This window comes from Actinomadura vinacea (genome assembly GCF_039532545.1).
Taxonomy (GTDB): domain Bacteria; phylum Actinomycetota; class Actinomycetes; order Streptosporangiales; family Streptosporangiaceae; genus Spirillospora; species Spirillospora vinacea.
In genome coordinates, this window is record NZ_BAAARW010000008.1 from 79697 (window position 1) to 94844 (window position 15148).

Here is a 15148-nt window from a genome sequence, read left to right on the forward strand (position 1 = left end):
GCAGGCGCACGGGGCACGGGGAGACGATGACAGTGGCACCCACGGGTGACCAGGCGTTCGGCAGGCGGCGCCAGCTCAGCGACGAGGTGGCCGCCTACGTGCGCGATCTGATCATGTCCGGTCAGGTCCGGCACGGGGAGTTCCTGCGCCTGGAACGGATCGCCGAGGACCTGGGCGTCAGCGTCACGCCGGTGCGCGAGGCGCTGCTGTCGCTGCGCGGTGAGGGGTTCGTCCAGCTGGAGCCGCGCCGCGGGTTCATGCCGGCTCCGCTCACCCGGCAGGACGTCCAGGACCTCTTTGAGGCGCAGGCGTACTTCGCCGGCGAGCTGGCTGCCCGCGCCGCCGGCAACATCACCGGCGACGAGCTGGCCACCCTCGACCGCACGCAGGAGCAGCTGGAACTGGCGTCCAAGACGCACGACTCCGAGGCGATCGAGGGCGCGAACCACCGTTTCCACCGGGTGGTCAACCTGTCGGCGCATTCGCCGAAGACCGCCTGGCTGCTGCAGCTCGTGGTGCGGTACGCGCCGCGCCGCTTCTACTCCAGCATCCAGGGGTGGAGCCAGGCGTCGGTCGACGACCACCATCTGGTGCTGGCCGCGCTCCGGGCCGGTGACGCCGAGGCGGCGCGGCAGGCGATGCGCACGCACATCCGGCACGCGGGCACGCTGCTGGTCGTGCATCTGGAAGGCCAGGGCTTCTGGGACGAGCAGCGCGGCGACCGGCCCCGCCAGGGGTGAGCCCGGCAGGGGTGAGCCCGGAAGGACGGGGGCCGCCTTGGGGCGCCCCACCGTCGGGCAATATCGTATAAAAAATTCTGGCCGGATCCCTTCGCGGGAGGAACAGCGTGATCCGCACCGCCGACCACGACGCCGGGCACGGGACGATCCGCGTGCTCACGCTGGACCGTCCCGAGGCGCGCAACGCGATCGACCTGCCCACCCGCGAGCGGCTGCTGGAGGAGCTGACCGCCGCGGCCGGCGACGCCGCCGTGCGGGCCATCGTGCTCACCGGCGCCGGCGGGGTCTTCTCGGCCGGCGGCGACCTGCGCACCATGGACGGCGTGGACGCCGCGGCCGCGCGGGCCCGGCTGCTGCCGCTGCACCGCGCCGTCCGGCTGATCGCGACCTGCGCGACCCCGGTGGTGGCGGCGGTGGAGGGCAGCGCCGCGGGCCTGGGCGTCTCGCTGGCCGCCGTCTGCGACCACGTGGTCGCCGCCGAGGACGCCCGGTTCGTCGCCGGGTTCGGCCGGGTCGGGCTGGTCGCCGACGGCGGGCTGCTGTGGACGCTGCCGCAGCGCGTCGGGCTCGGCAGGGCCAAGGACATGCTGCTGTTCGGACGGACCGTGCCCGCGCCGCGCGCCTACGAGATCGGGCTGGCCGACTCCCTCGCCCCGCCCGGCAAGGCCCTGGAGGTCGCGCTGGAGCGCGCCGCCGAGGCGGCCGAGCTGGCGCCGCTGAGCATCGCCGCCGCCAAGCGGGTGCTGTCGCGCGCCGACCACAGCCTCAAGCGCACGCTGGAGGCCGAGCGGGAGGAGCAGGCCGGGCTGTTCGGCACGGCCGACTTCGCCGAGGGCCGCGCCGCGTTCGCCGAGCGCAGGAGACCGCGTTTTCAGGGCCGATGACCAGTGCTACCGGGAGGGCGATCATGAGCAGCGGCAGACTGCAGCAGACCTACGGGCTGAGCGACGAGCAACGGGAGATCGTGGCGACCGTGCGGGCGTTCGTCGACAAGGAGATCCTGCCCGTCGCCACGGAGCTGGAGCACGCCGACGCCTACCCGCAGCGGATCGTGGACGGCATGGCCGGGCTGGGCCTGTTCGGGCTGGTCATCGACGAGGAGTACGGCGGGCTCGGCGAGTCGCTGCTGACCTACGCGCTGGTGGTGGAGGAGCTGGCGCGCGGCTGGATGAGCGTGTCCGGGATCGTCAACACCCACTTCATCGTGGCCTGGATGATCGCCCAGCACGGCACGCCCGAGCAGAAGGCGCACTACCTGCCGAGGATGGCGGCGGGCGAGATCCGGGGCGCGTTCTCGATGTCGGAGCCGCACTGCGGGTCGGACGTGTCGGCGATCCGCACCCGGGCGGTCCCGGACGGCGACTCCTATGTGATCGACGGGCAGAAGATGTGGCTGACCAACGGGGGCACGTCCCATCTGGTGGCGACGCTGGTGCGGACCGATCCGGACGCCGGGCACAAGGGCATGACCACGTTCCTGGTGGACAAGACGCCGGGGTTCGGGGAGGTCGCGCCGGGCCTGACCGTCCCCGGGAAGATCGAGAAGATGGGCTACAAGGGGGTCGACACGACCGAGTTCGTGTTCGACGGTTACCGGATCCCGGCCGGGCAGATCCTCGGCGGCGCGCCGGGCCGCGGTTTCTACCACATGATGGACGGCGTCGAGGTGGGCCGGGTGAATGTCGCCGCGCGCGGCTGCGGGGTGGCGCGCCGCGCCTACGAGCTGGCCGTCGACTACGCCCGGCAGCGCGAGACGTTCGGCCGGCCGATCGCCGAGCACCAGGCGGTCATGTTCCGGCTGGCGGAGATGGCGACCAAGGTGGAGGCCGCGCACCAGATGATGGTGATGGCCGCCCGCCGCAAGGACTCCGGCGAGCGCAACGACCTGGAGGCGGGGATGGCCAAGTACCTGGCCAGCGAGTACTGCAAGGAGGTCGTGGAGGACTCCTTCCGGGTGCACGGCGGCTACGCCTACTCCAAGGAGTACGAGATCGAGCGGCTCTACCGGGAGGCGCCGATGCTGCTGATCGGCGAGGGCACCGCCGACATCCAGAAGATGATCATCGGCCGCCGGCTGCTCGAGGGCTGAGCGGTGGCCGGAGCGGACAGGGGCATGCTCCCGCTGGAGGGGATCACGGTCGTGGCGCTGGAGCAGGCCGTGGCGGCGCCGTTCGCCACCCGCCAGCTCGGCGATCTCGGCGCCCGCGTCGTCAAGGTGGAGCGGGTGGACGGCGGCGACTTCGCCCGCGCCTACGACGCCAATGTGCGGGGCGGGCTCGGCACCCACTTCGCCTGGCTCAACCGGGGCAAGGAGTCGGTGGCGCTCGACCTCAAGCGCGACGAGGGCCGCGAGGTGCTGGCGAGGCTCGTCGCGGGCGCGGACGTCTTCCTGCAGAACCTGGCGCCCGGCGCCGCGGCGCGGATGGGGCTGGGCGCCGCGGAGCTGCGCGCCCGGCACCCCCGGCTGATCGTGATCGACATGTCCGGGTACGGCTCGCGCGGCCCGTACCGCGACAAGCGCGCCTACGACATGCTGGTGCAGGCCGAGGCGGGCCTGATCTCGGTCACCGGCACGCCCGAGACGCCGGTCAAGGCGGGCTCGCCGCTGGCCGACATCGCCGCCGGCATGTACGCCTTCTCCGGCGTCCTGGCCGCCCTCGTCCGGCGCGGCACGACGGGGGAGGGCGCGTCGATCGAGGTGTCGATGTTCGACGCGGTCGCCGAGTGGATGGGGCAGGCGCTCTACACCACGCTCTACACGGGGGAGCCGCCGCGGCGCAGCACGCTGGGGCATCCGGTGATCGCGCCGTACGACGCCTACCCGACGGCGGACGGCGTGGACGTGGTCATCGGCGTGCAGAACGACCGCGGCTGGGCGGCGCTGGCGACCGGCGTGCTGGACCGTCCGGAGCTGGTGACCGATCCGGACTACGCGACCAACCAGGCCAGGGTCCGCAACCGTGCGGAGGTGGACGCGCTGGTGGCGGAGACGACGTCGCGGTTGGGCCGGGAGGAGCTGCTGCGGCGGCTGGACGAGGCGGGCGTGCCGAACGCCTCGCTGAACGACGGGCACGGCCTCGCGGCGCATCCGCAGCTGGCCGGGCGGGACCGCTGGCGGGAGGTCGGCTCGCCGGTCGGGCCGCTGCGCGCGATCCTGCCGCCGATCACCTTCGCCGACGCGGAGGCGCGGATGGGCCCGATCCCGGCCCTGGGCGAGCACACCGGCGCGGTGCTGGCCGAGCTGGGCTACGACGCCGGAACCGTCGCGCGGCTGCGGGAGGAGGGCACGGTCGGCTGACGGTGGCCCAGATCACATTGCAAGTGAATACTTACCGATGTCACGGTGGGGCATGCTGGACAGCCCTTCGTGAGAGTGAGGTCACATGGCCGCCGGAGCAGCCGACCGTCTCGACGTCCCCGGCGGGCGCCCGCTGCCCGCCGGCGGGAACACGGGGGTCGCCGGCGAGGCCCCCTACGTGGTCCGCAACGCGCTCAGCTGGTTCGCGCTCGGCGCCGCCTCGGCCAATGTGGTCATGCAGCTGTCCCGGCTCCCGGTCGGCCGCGGCGTCGCCGAGAGCAAGGTCGACAGCGGGCGCCTCGACAAGCACCCGATCAAGCGGGGGCGCACCACGCTCAGCTACGTCGCCGTCGCCTGGCACGGCACCGACCGGGAGCGGGCCTGGATCCGCGAGGAGGTCGGCAGGTCGCACCGGCCGGTCCGCTCGGACGCCTCCAGCCCGGTCAAGTACAACGCGTTCGACCGCGAGCTGCAGCTGTGGGTCGCGGCCTGCCTGTACAAGGGCACCGAGGACGTCCTCAACGCCCTGTACGGGCCGCTGGGCGACGCGGCGCTCGACGACCTCTACCGGCACGCCGCCCGCTTCGGCACGACACTGCAGGTGCCGGCGGACATGTGGCCCGCCGACCGGCAGGCCTTCGCCGAGTACTGGAAGGACTCGCTCGGCAAGCTGGAGATGGACCGCGTGACCCGCGGCTACCTGCGGGCGATGGTCGACCTGTCGTTCCTGCCCGCCCCGGCGCGGTGGACGCTCGGGCGGTTCAGCCGCTTCGTCACCATGGGCTTCCTGCCGCCGGAGTTCCGGGAGGAGCTGGGCCTGCCATGGAGCGAGCGCAGCCAGGCGCGTTTCGAGGGCTTCACGCGCAGGGCGGCCCTGCTCAACCGGGCCTTGCCGAGGCCGCTGCGGGCGTTCCCGTGGAACCTGTACCTGCGGGACGCGCGCCGCCGCCACGCCAAGGGCCGCCCCTTCGTCTGAACCGCACGTCTGATCCGCACCGCCGGACCGCGGATATCGTGGCGGCATGACCACCGAGTCCCTATCCGTGTCCGCCGACGGACGCCGCCGCGACGAGCTGCGCGACTTCCTGCGCAACCGCCGCGCCCGGGTCACCCCGGCCGACGTCGGCATGCCGGCGGCCGGGCGCCGCCGCACGCCGGGCCTGCGGCGCGAGGAGGTCGCGGTGCTCGCCGGAGTGGGGGTGTCCTGGTACACCTGGCTGGAGCAGGGCCGCGACATCAAGGTCTCCGACAGCGTGCTGGACGCCGTCGCCCGCGCGCTGCGGCTGGACGGCGCCGAGCGCGAGCACCTGTACCTGCTGGCCGGGCTCAACCCGCCGCCCGCCGAGGCCGAGCCCGCAGTGCCCGTCACACCTGAGCTGCAGCGCGTGCTGGACGCCTGGGCGCCGCGTCCGGGGTACGTCCGCGACCGGCACTGGAACTTCGTCGCGATCAACGACGCCGCACGGGCGGTGTTCGGGTACGGCGGCACCGACCACAACTGCCTGGTGACCTTCTTCACCAACGCCCGCTACCGGGCCCTGCACACGCACTGGGAGAAGGCCGCGCCCGGCGTGGTCGCCCGGTTCCGCGCGGACGCGGCCCGCTACCCCGACGACCCCGGGTTCACCGGGCTGATCGACGACATGCTGGCCGCCAGCCCGGAGTTCGCCGAGCTGTGGGCGCGGCACGAGGTGTCGGCGGGCGGCCAGGCGGTCAAGGCGGTGCGGCACCCGGACGTCGGCGAGCTGGTCTTCGAGTCGACGCTGCTGCCGCTGCCGGACCGTCCCGGACACCATCTCGTCCTGCACAACCCCAAGCCCGGAAGCGACACCGAAGCCCGCCTGGAGCGGCTCATGAGCGGCCCCCGCCTCGCGGAGGCGGGATAGCGCGAGGGTGGTGGTGGCAGACCCACGATAAGCCGACACTGCCGGCCGCGGCCGGGAGCGCGCAGGATCGTGGGCATGACGAACGAGACCAAGAACAGCCCCATCCCCACGCGAACGTTCGCCGGCGCCCCGGTCGGCGCGGTGGGCCTCGGGCTGATGGGCATGAGCTGGGGCTACAGCGCCTCCGAACGGGACGACGACGCCTCGGTCGCGCTGATCCGCGAGGCACTCGACCTGGGCGTCACGTTCCTGGACACCGCCCAGCCCTACGGCGCCGGCCACAACGAGAGCCTGCTCGGCCGTGCGCTCGAAGGGCACCGGGACCGGGCCATCGTCGCCACCAAGACCGGCCTGGTCGCCGCCGACGGCCCGTACGGGCTGGGCCACGACGGCGCGCCCGAGCACGTCAAGGGCTCCGCCGAGGAGAGCCTGCGCCGCCTCGGCACCGATGTGATCGACCTCTACTACCTGCACCGCGTCGACCCGGCGGTGCCGCTGGCCGAGACCTGGGGCGCGATGGCCGAACTGGTCGCCGAGGGCAAGGTCCGCCGCCTGGGCCTGTCGGAGGTCACGGTGGCGCAGGCGGAGGAGGCGCACGCGATCCACCCCGTCGCCGCGGTCCAGTCGGAGCTGTCCCTGTGGACCCGGGACCCGATGGGCGCCCCCGGCGGCACGGCGGGCGTGTTCTCCGGCGATGTCACGCCCTCCGGCGAGGGGCCGGGCGACGTGCTCGGCTGGTGCGCGTCCAACGGCGCGGCGTTCGTGCCGTTCTCGCCGCTGGGCCGCGGCTTCCTCACCGGCACCGTCACCGCCGCCGACTTCGACGACGGCGACTTCCGCGGCCGCAACCCGCGCTTCGCGGAGGAGGCGCTGAAGGCCAACCTGGCGATCGTGGACGTCGTCAAGGAGGTGGCGGCCCGGCACGGCGCGACGCCCGCCCAGGTCGCGATCGCGTGGACGCTCGCGCAGGGCGACCACGTCATCCCGATCCCCGGCACCAAGAAGCGGCGCTACCTGCACGACAACGCCGGCGCCGCCTCCGTCGGACTGACCGCGGCCGACCTGGCCGAGCTGGACGGCGTCCCCGCGCCGGTCGGGAGCCGGTACTGATGATGCGAGCGATCACGATCCCCGAGTTCGGCGGGGCCGAGGTGCTGCGCCTGGACGAGCGGCCCGTCCCCGAACCGGGCCCCGGCCAGGTCTCCATCGACGTCGCCTATGCCGGGGCCAACTTCGCCGAGATCCTCTTCCGGCGGGGGATCGCGGACGTGCCCCTGCCGTTCGTGCCCGGCATCGAGGTCTCCGGGCGGGTACGCGCCCTGGGCCCCGACGTCGACGGGCTGAGCCCCGGGCAGCCGGTCGCGGCGCTGACGATCGTCGACGGCGGCGGGTACGCCGAGGTCGTGGTCACCTCGGCCGACCTGGTCGCGCCGATCGACGGGGCCGGCCTGGCGCCGGCGGTGGCCGCGGCGGTCCCGTCCAACAGCACGACCGCGTTCTTCGCGCTGGACCGGGTGGCGCGGATCGAGCCGGGGGAGAGCGTGCTCGTGCACGCCGCCGCCGGGGGCCTGGGCAGCCAGCTCGGCCAGGCCGCCCGCCTGCTGGGAGCCGGACGGGTCGTCGGAACGGTCGGCAGCGCGGCCAAGACGGCGATCGCGAAGGGCTTCGGCTACGACGAGGTGGTCCTGCGCGACGAGCTGCCCTCCCGGGTCGCCGGGCTGACCGGCGGGAAAGGCTTCGACATCGTGGTCGACATGGTCGGCGGGCCCGCGCGCCGGACGAGCCTGGACGCCCTCGGCCCGCTCGGGCGCATGATCGTCCTGGGCAACGCCTCGGCGGCCGAGGACGTACCGCTCTCGCCGAACGAGCTGTGGCTGTCGACCAAGACCGTCGCCGGGTTCAACCTCGGCGCCCATTCGGGCGTCCGCCCGGCCGAGATCGGGCGGGCGCTGCGGCGGGCGGTGGCCGCCGCGGCGTCGGGCGACCTGCGCGTCCAGGTGGAGGAGCTGCCTTTGGAGGAGGCCGCCGAGGCGCACCGCCGGATCGAGTCGGGCGGCACCACCGGGAAGCTCGCCCTCAAGGTGTGACCGGCAAGCGTCGGCCGGGCGGTGCCGCGCAGCGTGATGGCACCGCCCGCATTCGCGCAGATCGCGGTTCACATTGCTGCGTGAGTCGAGCGCCGGGGGTTTGCCGGAGCGGCCGTCCCGGGTCTCCTTAGCAATGGTAAGGAGCGCGTGAGATCATTAGGCGGAGACCCGAATATCGTGACCGGCCGTGATCGACATCTCGCGGACTGCGAGGAGAGGGAACATGCACCCATCCGAAGACGATCCGACGACGGAGGCGGACGAGGAGGGCCCGGTCACCCGGCTCCCGGAGTCCGGGGATTCCGAGGCGGGCCGCGTGAGAGGCGGACGGTGGCGGACGGCCGTCCGGTGGCTGCTCCTCGTCCTGGTGGTCGGGGTGCTGGCGGGCGGCGCCGCGATCGTCTTCCAAGCGCTCCTGAAAGCCGGCACCACGGGGTTCCTCGGCGTCCTGACCGGTCATAAGCCCGCCACCACGGCCGCAGACGGGGCTCCCCGGGCCGCGACCGGGTTCGACCGCGCGTGGCTGCTGCCCCCGGTGACCGGCGGAGGCGCCGCGCTCGCCGCGTTCATCGCCGTCCGGGCCGCGCCCGAGACCGGCGGGCACGGAACCGACGCCGCCATCGCCGCCGCCCACCGCGCTCCGTCCCGGATGCGCGCCAGGGTCCCCCTGGTGAAGGCGCTGACCTCTTCCATCACGCTGGGGTCGGGCGGATCGGGCGGCACCGAGGGGCCGATCGCCCAGATCGGCGGCGGTGTGGGCTCGGTCGTGGCCCGCCGTGCCGGCCTCTCCTACCGGCACGCGCGCGCGGTGGTCATGACAGGTCTGGGCGCGGGAATCGGGGCGATCTTCCGCGCTCCACTGGGCGGCGCCGTGCTGGGGGCGGAACTGCTCTACCGGAAGGGGGTCGCCTGGGAGGTGCTGCTCCCGGCGGTCGGCTCCTCCGCGGTGGCCTTCGGAGTGTTCGGGGCGGTCAACGGCTTCGGCCCGCTACTGGGTGACCAATGGATCCCTGGTGAAACAGGCCTGGGCGAGGTGGCGCTGTTCGTCGCTCTAGGGCTCCTCTGCGGGCTGCTGGGCCGGCTGTACATTGGCACGTTCTACGGTGTGCACCATCTGACCGAACGCTGGGTGCGCCCCGGGGAGCGGGGGAAACGGGACGGGCGGCGGGTGCCCTCGTGGATGCCGCCCGCGGCCGGAGGCCTGGCGGTCGGCGTGATCGGGTTCGCGGTGCCGGCGGTCCTGGGGCCCGGTTACGGGGTCATCCAGCAGTCGCTCAGCCGCGAGGCGGTCCTGGGAATGTCCCTCTGGCCGGTTCTGCTGCTTCCCCTGGTCAAGATCGTGGCCACCTCGCTGTCGATCGGCACCGGCGGCTCCGGCGGACTCTTCGGCCCTGGGCTGTTCATCGGGGCGGCGGCCGGGGCCGCCTTCTGGCGCGTGACTTTCGACGGGGGCCTGACGTCCCACGGCCCCGAGGCGTTCGCGGTCGTCGGCGCGGCGGCGCTGCTCGGGCCCGTCGTGCACGCGCCGATCGGGGTGACGCTGCTGGTCCTGGAGGCCACGCGCAGCCCCGGGCTGATCGTGCCGGTGATGGTGGCCATGCTGGCGTCCCGGGCGGTGATCGGCGGGCAGACCCTCTACCGCAGCCAGCCGGACAAGCCCAAGGCGGACAGGGCCCCGGTCCGGTCCGCCGTCCTGAGGCGGCTCCGAAGGGTTCCGGCGGCGACCACGACCCCTTCGGGCCTGGCCGGGGCGCATGCTCGTACTGGGACGGCCCACAACGTGATACGGCCTCTCGGCGTGGACGGCGCACGGAAGGAAACGGCGATGGACGCATGAAGAGAACGCGGCCGCGCCCGGACCTACCTGCGCGGGGGCCGGAGGTGGGACCGCTGGGCCTCGATCGCTTCCACGGCGCCCGCGACGATCGACCCGATCAGCTCCGCGCACGTCGGCAGGTCGTCGATCACCGCCACCGCCTGACCGGACGCCATCACGCCGAGATCCGGGCGGCCGTCGACCATCGCGGCCTTCAGCAGCATCGGGGTGTTGGCGGCCATGAGCACCTGCGACCACGACAGCTCCTTGCCGTGCTTCATCGCCCGCCCGTCGGCGATCATCGCCCGCCAGGACATGCCCGACAGCCGCCGGAAGCGGGCGGCGTTGCGGACCGCCCGCACCAGGCCGCCGGTGCGGCCCGAGCGCTCCAGCGCGTCGACCAGGTCGCTGCGCAGCACCCGGTGCGGCATCCCGTCCACCTGCCGGGTCACCACCGTCTCGGCGGTGCCCAGGTAGACCTTCTTGACCTCCTCCGGCACCGAGCTGTCGGCGGTCAGCAGGAACCGGGTGCCCATCGCCACGCCCGCCGCCCCGTACGCCAGCGCCGCCGCCAGCCCGCGCCCGTCGAAGAAGCCCCCGGCCGCGATCACCGGGACGTCGACCGCGTCCACGACCTGCGGGAGCAGCAGCGTGGTCGCGACCGGGCCGGTGTGCCCGCCGCCCTCGCCGCCCTGCACCAGCACCGCGTCCGCGCCCCAGGCCGCGACCTTCTCCGCGTGCCGCCGGGCGCCCACCGACGGGATCACCACCACGCCCGCGTCTTTCAGCTTCGCGATCAGGTCGGGCTTGGGGGCGAGCGCGAACGAGGCGACCTTCACGCCCTCCTTGATGAGCAGGTCGATGCGGTCGCCCGCGTCCGCCGCGTCCGCGCGCAGGTTGACCCCGAACGGTGCGCCGGTGCGCTCCTTGACCTCCCGGATCGCCGCACCGAGCCGGTCCGCCGTCATCGTCGCCGACGCCAGGATCCCCAGGCCGCCCGCGTTCGCCACCGCCGACACCAGCCGCGGCCCGGCGACCCAGCCCATGCCGGTCTGCACGACCGGGTGCCGCACGCCGACCAGCCGCGTCAGCGGGGTGTCGAGCCCGGTCATGCTGTCCACCTCGTGGGGGGACGACCCCCCGCACCCTCCGGCAAGAACCGCATCGTGCCCTCGCTTCGCTCGGTCATGATGCGACTTCGCGTTCGCGCAGGCCGCCTGGGTCGAGGACGTCCCGCATGATCCGCAGTTCCTCGCCGGTGGGCGCTCGGGTCTCGGGGACCTCGTCCGGGACCACCAGTTCGAAGCCCGTGCTGCCGACGACCTCCTCGACGCCCACCCCGGGGTGCACCGAGCGCAGCCGCATCCTCCGGTCGGGCGTCGCGAAGTCGAGCACCGCCAGGTTCGTCACCACCATGCGGATCTCGTGCGCGCCGCGGTCCCAGCCGATGCCGCTGACGAAGTCGACCTGTTCCACGAACACGCGCGGCGAGTGCTTGGGGATCCAGTAGCTGGTGGTGTTGGCCCGCGTGTTGCCGGGCGCGCCGCGCACGCCGAGCAGCTGCGATCTGGGCCGCTCCCAGTCGCCGATGCACGAGATGTTGGAGTTGCCGTGCCGGTCGATCTGGCTGGCGCCCAGCACCACGTGCCGCCGCCCGTTCAGCACCAGCCACAGATGGTCGCGGAACGGCAGCCAGCCCTCCGTGCCCGCCGCCGAGTCATCCGCCGTCGTCCCCAGCGGCACCGGCTCGGCGGTCAGCGCGGGCCCGCCGTCGGTCGTCAGCAGCCCGGGTTCGAACGTGGCCCGCGCCAGCCGGGAGCCGAGCATCGGCACCAGGCCGCTGACGGCCGCCGCCACGATCTCCCCGTCCCCCCGGAACATCTCGGCGCACGCCACCGCGCACACCTCGGCCCGTGTCGTCACAAGCTCTCCTCCCGCCAGGCCCGGACGGCCTCCTGGTAGGCGGCCTCGTCGCCGGACAGGAAGCGGTCGCGGAACGCCGCCCACTGCTCCGGGTCCCCGGCCGACCGGACGTAGAGCCGCTGGAACGCCTCGTCGCGGGCGTGATCGGGCTCGCCGAGGGTGAAGTGGGCGCCGCCGGGCGCCTCCACCACGCCGGTCACGTGCGACCGGCTGATCAGCAGGGACTGCACGGGCCCCTCCTTGAGGAACCCGCTCGTCTCGACGAGCCGCTCGCACGAGACGTAGGTGCGGTCGGCGGCCTTGGCGAACAGGTCGTCCATGTAGGGGTCGGGCCCGAGGTACTGGGCGTTGCCGCGCGCGTCGGCCCGGTTCATGTGGACGAGCGAGACGTCCATCCGCAGCGGCGGAACGGCGATGACCTCTTGCCCGTCCTCGTAAGGCGACCGCACCGTCTTCAGGTGCGGGTTCACGCGCAGGACGTCCGAGCCGAGCCCGGCCGGGGTCGGCAGGAACGGCAGCCGGTGCGCCGCGGCGTACAGCCCGAGCATGAACATGCCCTCGTCGTACTCGGTGAACGCGACCGTGCCGCGCTGCCGCGCGATCCGGAAGTGCGGCTCCAGCGGCACCGAGTCGAGCGTCACGAACGGGGCGACGACCGCACGCGCCTTGCCGTGGGCGCACAGCAGGCCGACGTCGGGGCCGCCGTAGGAGATCACGGTGAGGTCGGTGAGATCGGAGCGGCAGATCGCGCGGACCAGCGCCATCGGCTTGCGGCGCGAGCCCCAGCCGCCGATCCCGATGGTCATCCCGCTCTCCAGCGACCCGACGACCTCCTCGATCGTCAGCACCTTGCCGGTCATCGCACCGCCCCCTGCCGGACGAACGCCTCGCGGTGGGCGTCGCCCGCGCCGACCAGGTTGAGTTCGAAGGTGAAGCCCTGCTCGTAGCGGTAGCTGCGCTTGACGTCGACCGGGTCGATGCCGTTCAGCGACTCCTTGGCCCGGCGGATCACGTAGCGGTCCTTGGCGGCGATGGTCCCGGCGACCTCCAGGGCCTTGGCGCGCAGCTCGTCCGCCGGGACGACCTCGAGCACCGACCCGTGGTGGTGCAGCTCGGCGGCGGTGACGTTGCGGCAGGTGTAGACCATCGCGCGCGTCAGGTGCTGCGGGACGAGCCTGGCCAGGTGGGTGGCGGCGCCGAGCGCGCCGCGGTCGACCTCGGGCAGGCCGAAGTAGGCGTCGTCGGAGGCGACCACGATGTCGGCGTTGCCGGCCAGGCCGACGCCGCCGCCCAGGCAGAAGCCGTGCACGGCGGCGACGACGGGGACCTCGCAGTCGTAGACGGCGGCGAACGCGGCGTGGCAGCCGCGGTTGGCGCCGACCAGCGCGGTGTGGCCCTCGGTGGACTGCATCTCCTTGATGTCGACGCCGGCGTTGAAGCCGCGGCCCTCGGCGCGGAGCAGGACGGCGCCGGTGGCGGGGTCGCGGCCCGCGGCGGTGACCGCGTCGGCCAGGTCGTACCAGCCCTGGACGGTCAGCGCGTTGACCGGTGGCGCGTCGACGACGATCTCGGCGACGCCGCCGGCATGGCTCGTGGTGGAGATTCCCATAGGCTACCTTTCCACCAAACATTTGTTAGAACTGAAGGTAGCAGAGGAGGGCGCCGTGTCGATGCCGGATATGACGGGCAAGGTGGCGGTGGTGACCGGAGGCGTGCGCGGTGTCGGCCTCGGCATCAGCCGCGCGTTCCTGGAAGCGGGGGCGGAGGTGGTGGCCGTCGCCCGGCGCGAACCGGACCGGCTCCCCTCGGCCGCGGGGCGCACCGCCCGGTTCGCCTCCCTGGACGTGCGGGACGCCGCCGCGGTCGGCGCCTTCGCCGAGCGACTGGACCGGGTGGACGTGCTGGTCAACAACGCGGGCGGCACCCCGTTCCTGCCGCTGGCCGAGGGCGGCCCGCGCACCCACACCAAGATCATCGAATTGAATCTGATCGCTCCGCTGATCATGTCCCAGGCGATGTACGAGCGGATGCCGCCCGCCGGGGGCTCGGTCCTCATGATCAGCAGCGTGAGCGCCACCCGTCCCTCGCCCGGCAGCGCCGCCTACGGGGCCGCCAAGGCGGGCCTGGAGAGCCTCGCCGCCTCGCTGGCCGTCGAGTGGGCCCCGCGCGTCCGGGTCAACGCACTCAAGCTCGGCATGGTCCGGACCGAGCAGTCCCACCTGCACTACGGCGACGAGGACGGGATCGCGGCGGTCGAGAGCACCATCCCGGTCCAGCGGATGGCCACCCCCGACGAGGTCGGCGCGGTCTGCGCCTTCCTCGCCTCCGGCCTGGCCGCCTACATCACCGGATCCACGCTCACGATGCACGGCGGGGGAGAGCGCCCCGCCTTCCTGGACGCCGCCACCGCCAACAAGGAGGAATCGACGTGATCTGCAAGGACCGCGTGGTCGCCGTCACCGGGGCCGGGCGCGGCCTGGGCCGCGCGCACGCCCTGGAGTTCGCCCGCCAGGGCGCCCTCGTCGTCGTCAACGATCTCGGCGTGGCCCGCGACGGCACCGGCGGCGCGGCCGCCGGACCGGCCGAGGAGGTCGTCAAGGAGATCGAGGCGCTCGGCGGCCGGGCCGTGCCCAGCCCGCACGACATCGCGACCGAGGACGGCGCAGCCGCCCTGGTCGCCACCGCGGTCGAGGCGTTCGGACGGCTGGACGTCCTGGTCAACAACGCCGGGTTCCTGCGCGACCGGATGCTGATCAACCTCTCCGAGGACGAGTGGGACGCCGTCATGCGCGTCCACCTCAAGGGCCACTTCCTGCCGCTCAAGCACGCCGGGCGGCACTGGCGCGCCGAGCGCAAGGCGGGCCGCCCGGTCGACGCCCGCGTGATCAACACCTCGTCGGGCGCGGGCCTGCTCGGCAGCGTCGGGCAGGGCAACTACTCGGCCGCCAAGGCCGGGATCGTCGGCCTCACCCTCGTCGCGTCCGCCGAACTGGCCCGGTACGGGGTGACCGTCAACGCCATCGCGCCCGCGGCCCGCACCAGGATGACCGAGGAGGTGTTCGCCCAGACCATGGCCCCGCCCGCCGAGGGCGAGTTCGACACGATGGCCCCCGAGAACGTCTCGCCGCTGGTCGTGTGGCTCGGCTCGGCCGAGTCCCGCGCGGTCACCGGGCGCGTCTTCGAGGCCGAGGGCGGCCGGATCTGCGTGATGAACGCCTTCCGCCACGGCCCGATGATCGACAAGGGCGCCCGCTGGGACCCGGCCGAGGTGGGCACCGCCGTCCGGGACCTGCTCGCGAGGGCGCCCGACCCCGAGCCCGTCTTCGGCGCCGGCTGAACCGGCCGGGACGATCGCCCATGCGCGCGGTACGGACGCCCATGGAGGGCCCGGCCCTCCG

At 73.6% G+C, this 15148-nt stretch carries 15 protein-coding genes; 11 read left to right on the forward strand and 4 right to left on the reverse strand.

Annotation, left to right across the window (positions count from 1 at the left end; all coding sequences use genetic code 11):
• Positions 1-26 precede the first annotated feature (26 nt).
• The 9 genes from ABD340_RS11180 to ABD340_RS11220 all read left to right on the forward strand — a co-directional run bounded on the left by ABD340_RS11180 (position 27) and on the right by ABD340_RS11220 (position 9848).
• Entirely contained in the window at positions 27-740 is a 714-nt protein-coding gene (locus tag ABD340_RS11180; protein ID WP_344588676.1) for a GntR family transcriptional regulator, read from the forward strand.
• Positions 741-847: 107 nt separating this feature from the next.
• Positions 848-1624, forward strand: a complete 777-nt coding sequence (locus tag ABD340_RS11185; protein ID WP_344588677.1) for an enoyl-CoA hydratase/isomerase family protein — start codon at positions 848-850, stop codon at positions 1622-1624.
• 23 nt (positions 1625-1647) lie between these two features.
• Entirely contained in the window at positions 1648-2829 is a 1182-nt protein-coding gene (locus tag ABD340_RS11190) for an acyl-CoA dehydrogenase family protein (protein ID WP_344588678.1), read from the forward strand.
• Between the two features lie 24 nt (positions 2830-2853).
• Positions 2854-4038, forward strand: a complete 1185-nt coding sequence (locus tag ABD340_RS11195) for a CaiB/BaiF CoA transferase family protein (RefSeq protein ID WP_344588679.1) — start codon at positions 2854-2856, stop codon at positions 4036-4038.
• A gap of 85 nt (positions 4039-4123) precedes the next feature.
• Complete coding sequence (locus ABD340_RS11200; protein ID WP_344588680.1) at positions 4124-5014, forward strand: oxygenase MpaB family protein; 891 nt, start codon at positions 4124-4126, stop codon at positions 5012-5014.
• 46 nt (positions 5015-5060) lie between these two features.
• Positions 5061-5924, forward strand: a complete 864-nt coding sequence (locus ABD340_RS11205) for a helix-turn-helix transcriptional regulator (RefSeq protein WP_344588681.1) — start codon at positions 5061-5063, stop codon at positions 5922-5924.
• 102 nt (positions 5925-6026) lie between these two features.
• On the forward strand, positions 6027-7034 hold the full coding sequence (locus ABD340_RS11210; RefSeq protein ID WP_344588811.1) for an aldo/keto reductase: 1008 nt from the start codon (positions 6027-6029) through the stop codon (positions 7032-7034).
• The gene (locus tag ABD340_RS11215; RefSeq protein ID WP_344588682.1) at positions 7034-8011 is read left to right on the forward strand and encodes a quinone oxidoreductase family protein; all 978 of its coding nucleotides are present in this window, start codon (positions 7034-7036) and stop codon (positions 8009-8011) included. The genes ABD340_RS11210 and ABD340_RS11215 overlap by 1 nt, the downstream gene beginning before the upstream one ends.
• A 223-nt stretch (positions 8012-8234) precedes the next feature.
• Positions 8235-9848: a chloride channel protein gene (locus ABD340_RS11220; protein ID WP_344588683.1), complete on the forward strand. Its 1614-nt coding sequence runs from the start codon at positions 8235-8237 to the stop codon at positions 9846-9848.
• 23 nt (positions 9849-9871) lie between these two features.
• Here the strand turns inward: ABD340_RS11220 and ABD340_RS11225 are convergent, their stop codons facing one another.
• The 4 genes from ABD340_RS11225 to ABD340_RS11240 form a co-directional block, all read right to left on the reverse strand.
• Positions 9872-10939 carry an NAD(P)H-dependent flavin oxidoreductase gene (locus tag ABD340_RS11225; RefSeq protein WP_344588684.1) on the reverse strand — a complete coding sequence of 356 codons (1068 nt, stop codon included), beginning with the start codon at positions 10937-10939 and terminating at the stop codon, positions 9872-9874.
• Between the two features lie 73 nt (positions 10940-11012).
• The gene (locus ABD340_RS11230) at positions 11013-11708 is read right to left on the reverse strand and encodes a CoA-transferase subunit beta (protein ID WP_344588812.1); all 696 of its coding nucleotides are present in this window, start codon (positions 11706-11708) and stop codon (positions 11013-11015) included.
• 38 nt (positions 11709-11746) lie between these two features.
• Positions 11747-12610, reverse strand: a complete 864-nt coding sequence (locus ABD340_RS11235) for a CoA transferase subunit A (protein ID WP_344588685.1) — start codon at positions 12608-12610, stop codon at positions 11747-11749.
• Entirely contained in the window at positions 12607-13359 is a 753-nt protein-coding gene (locus ABD340_RS11240; RefSeq protein ID WP_344588686.1) for an enoyl-CoA hydratase family protein, read from the reverse strand. Before ABD340_RS11240 ends, ABD340_RS11235 begins: the two co-directional genes overlap by 4 nt.
• A 61-nt stretch (positions 13360-13420) precedes the next feature.
• Here ABD340_RS11240 and ABD340_RS11245 point away from each other — a divergent pair, with 61 nt between their 5' ends.
• Positions 13421-14182, forward strand: coding sequence for an SDR family oxidoreductase (locus tag ABD340_RS11245; protein ID WP_344588813.1), 762 nt, complete (start codon positions 13421-13423; stop codon positions 14180-14182).
• On the forward strand, positions 14179-15087 hold the full coding sequence (locus ABD340_RS11250; protein ID WP_344588687.1) for an SDR family oxidoreductase: 909 nt from the start codon (positions 14179-14181) through the stop codon (positions 15085-15087). Before ABD340_RS11245 ends, ABD340_RS11250 begins: the two co-directional genes overlap by 4 nt.
• Positions 15088-15148: the final 61 nt, after the last annotated feature.

Excerpts from the sequence above, each read along its gene's own strand:
- ABD340_RS11180 (WP_344588676.1), top strand. The coding sequence starts at position 27 with ATGACAGTGGCACCCACGGGTGACCAGGCGTTCGGCAGGCGGCGCCAG.
- ABD340_RS11190 (WP_344588678.1), top strand. The coding sequence starts at position 1,648 with ATGAGCAGCGGCAGACTGCAGCAGACCTACGGGCTGAGCGACGAGCAA.
- ABD340_RS11195 (WP_344588679.1), top strand. The coding sequence starts at position 2,854 with ATGCTCCCGCTGGAGGGGATCACGGTCGTGGCGCTGGAGCAGGCCGTG.
- ABD340_RS11200 (WP_344588680.1), top strand. The coding sequence starts at position 4,124 with ATGGCCGCCGGAGCAGCCGACCGTCTCGACGTCCCCGGCGGGCGCCCG.
- ABD340_RS11205 (WP_344588681.1), top strand. The coding sequence starts at position 5,061 with ATGACCACCGAGTCCCTATCCGTGTCCGCCGACGGACGCCGCCGCGAC.
- ABD340_RS11215 (WP_344588682.1), top strand. The coding sequence starts at position 7,034 with ATGATGCGAGCGATCACGATCCCCGAGTTCGGCGGGGCCGAGGTGCTG.
- ABD340_RS11220 (WP_344588683.1), top strand. The coding sequence starts at position 8,235 with ATGCACCCATCCGAAGACGATCCGACGACGGAGGCGGACGAGGAGGGC.
- ABD340_RS11225 (WP_344588684.1), bottom strand. The coding sequence starts at position 10,939 with ATGACCGGGCTCGACACCCCGCTGACGCGGCTGGTCGGCGTGCGGCAC.
- ABD340_RS11230 (WP_344588812.1), bottom strand. The coding sequence starts at position 11,708 with ATGTTCCGGGGGGACGGGGAGATCGTGGCGGCGGCCGTCAGCGGCCTG.
- ABD340_RS11235 (WP_344588685.1), bottom strand. The coding sequence starts at position 12,610 with ATGACCGGCAAGGTGCTGACGATCGAGGAGGTCGTCGGGTCGCTGGAG.
- ABD340_RS11240 (WP_344588686.1), bottom strand. The coding sequence starts at position 13,359 with ATGGGAATCTCCACCACGAGCCATGCCGGCGGCGTCGCCGAGATCGTC.
- ABD340_RS11245 (WP_344588813.1), top strand. The coding sequence starts at position 13,421 with ATGCCGGATATGACGGGCAAGGTGGCGGTGGTGACCGGAGGCGTGCGC.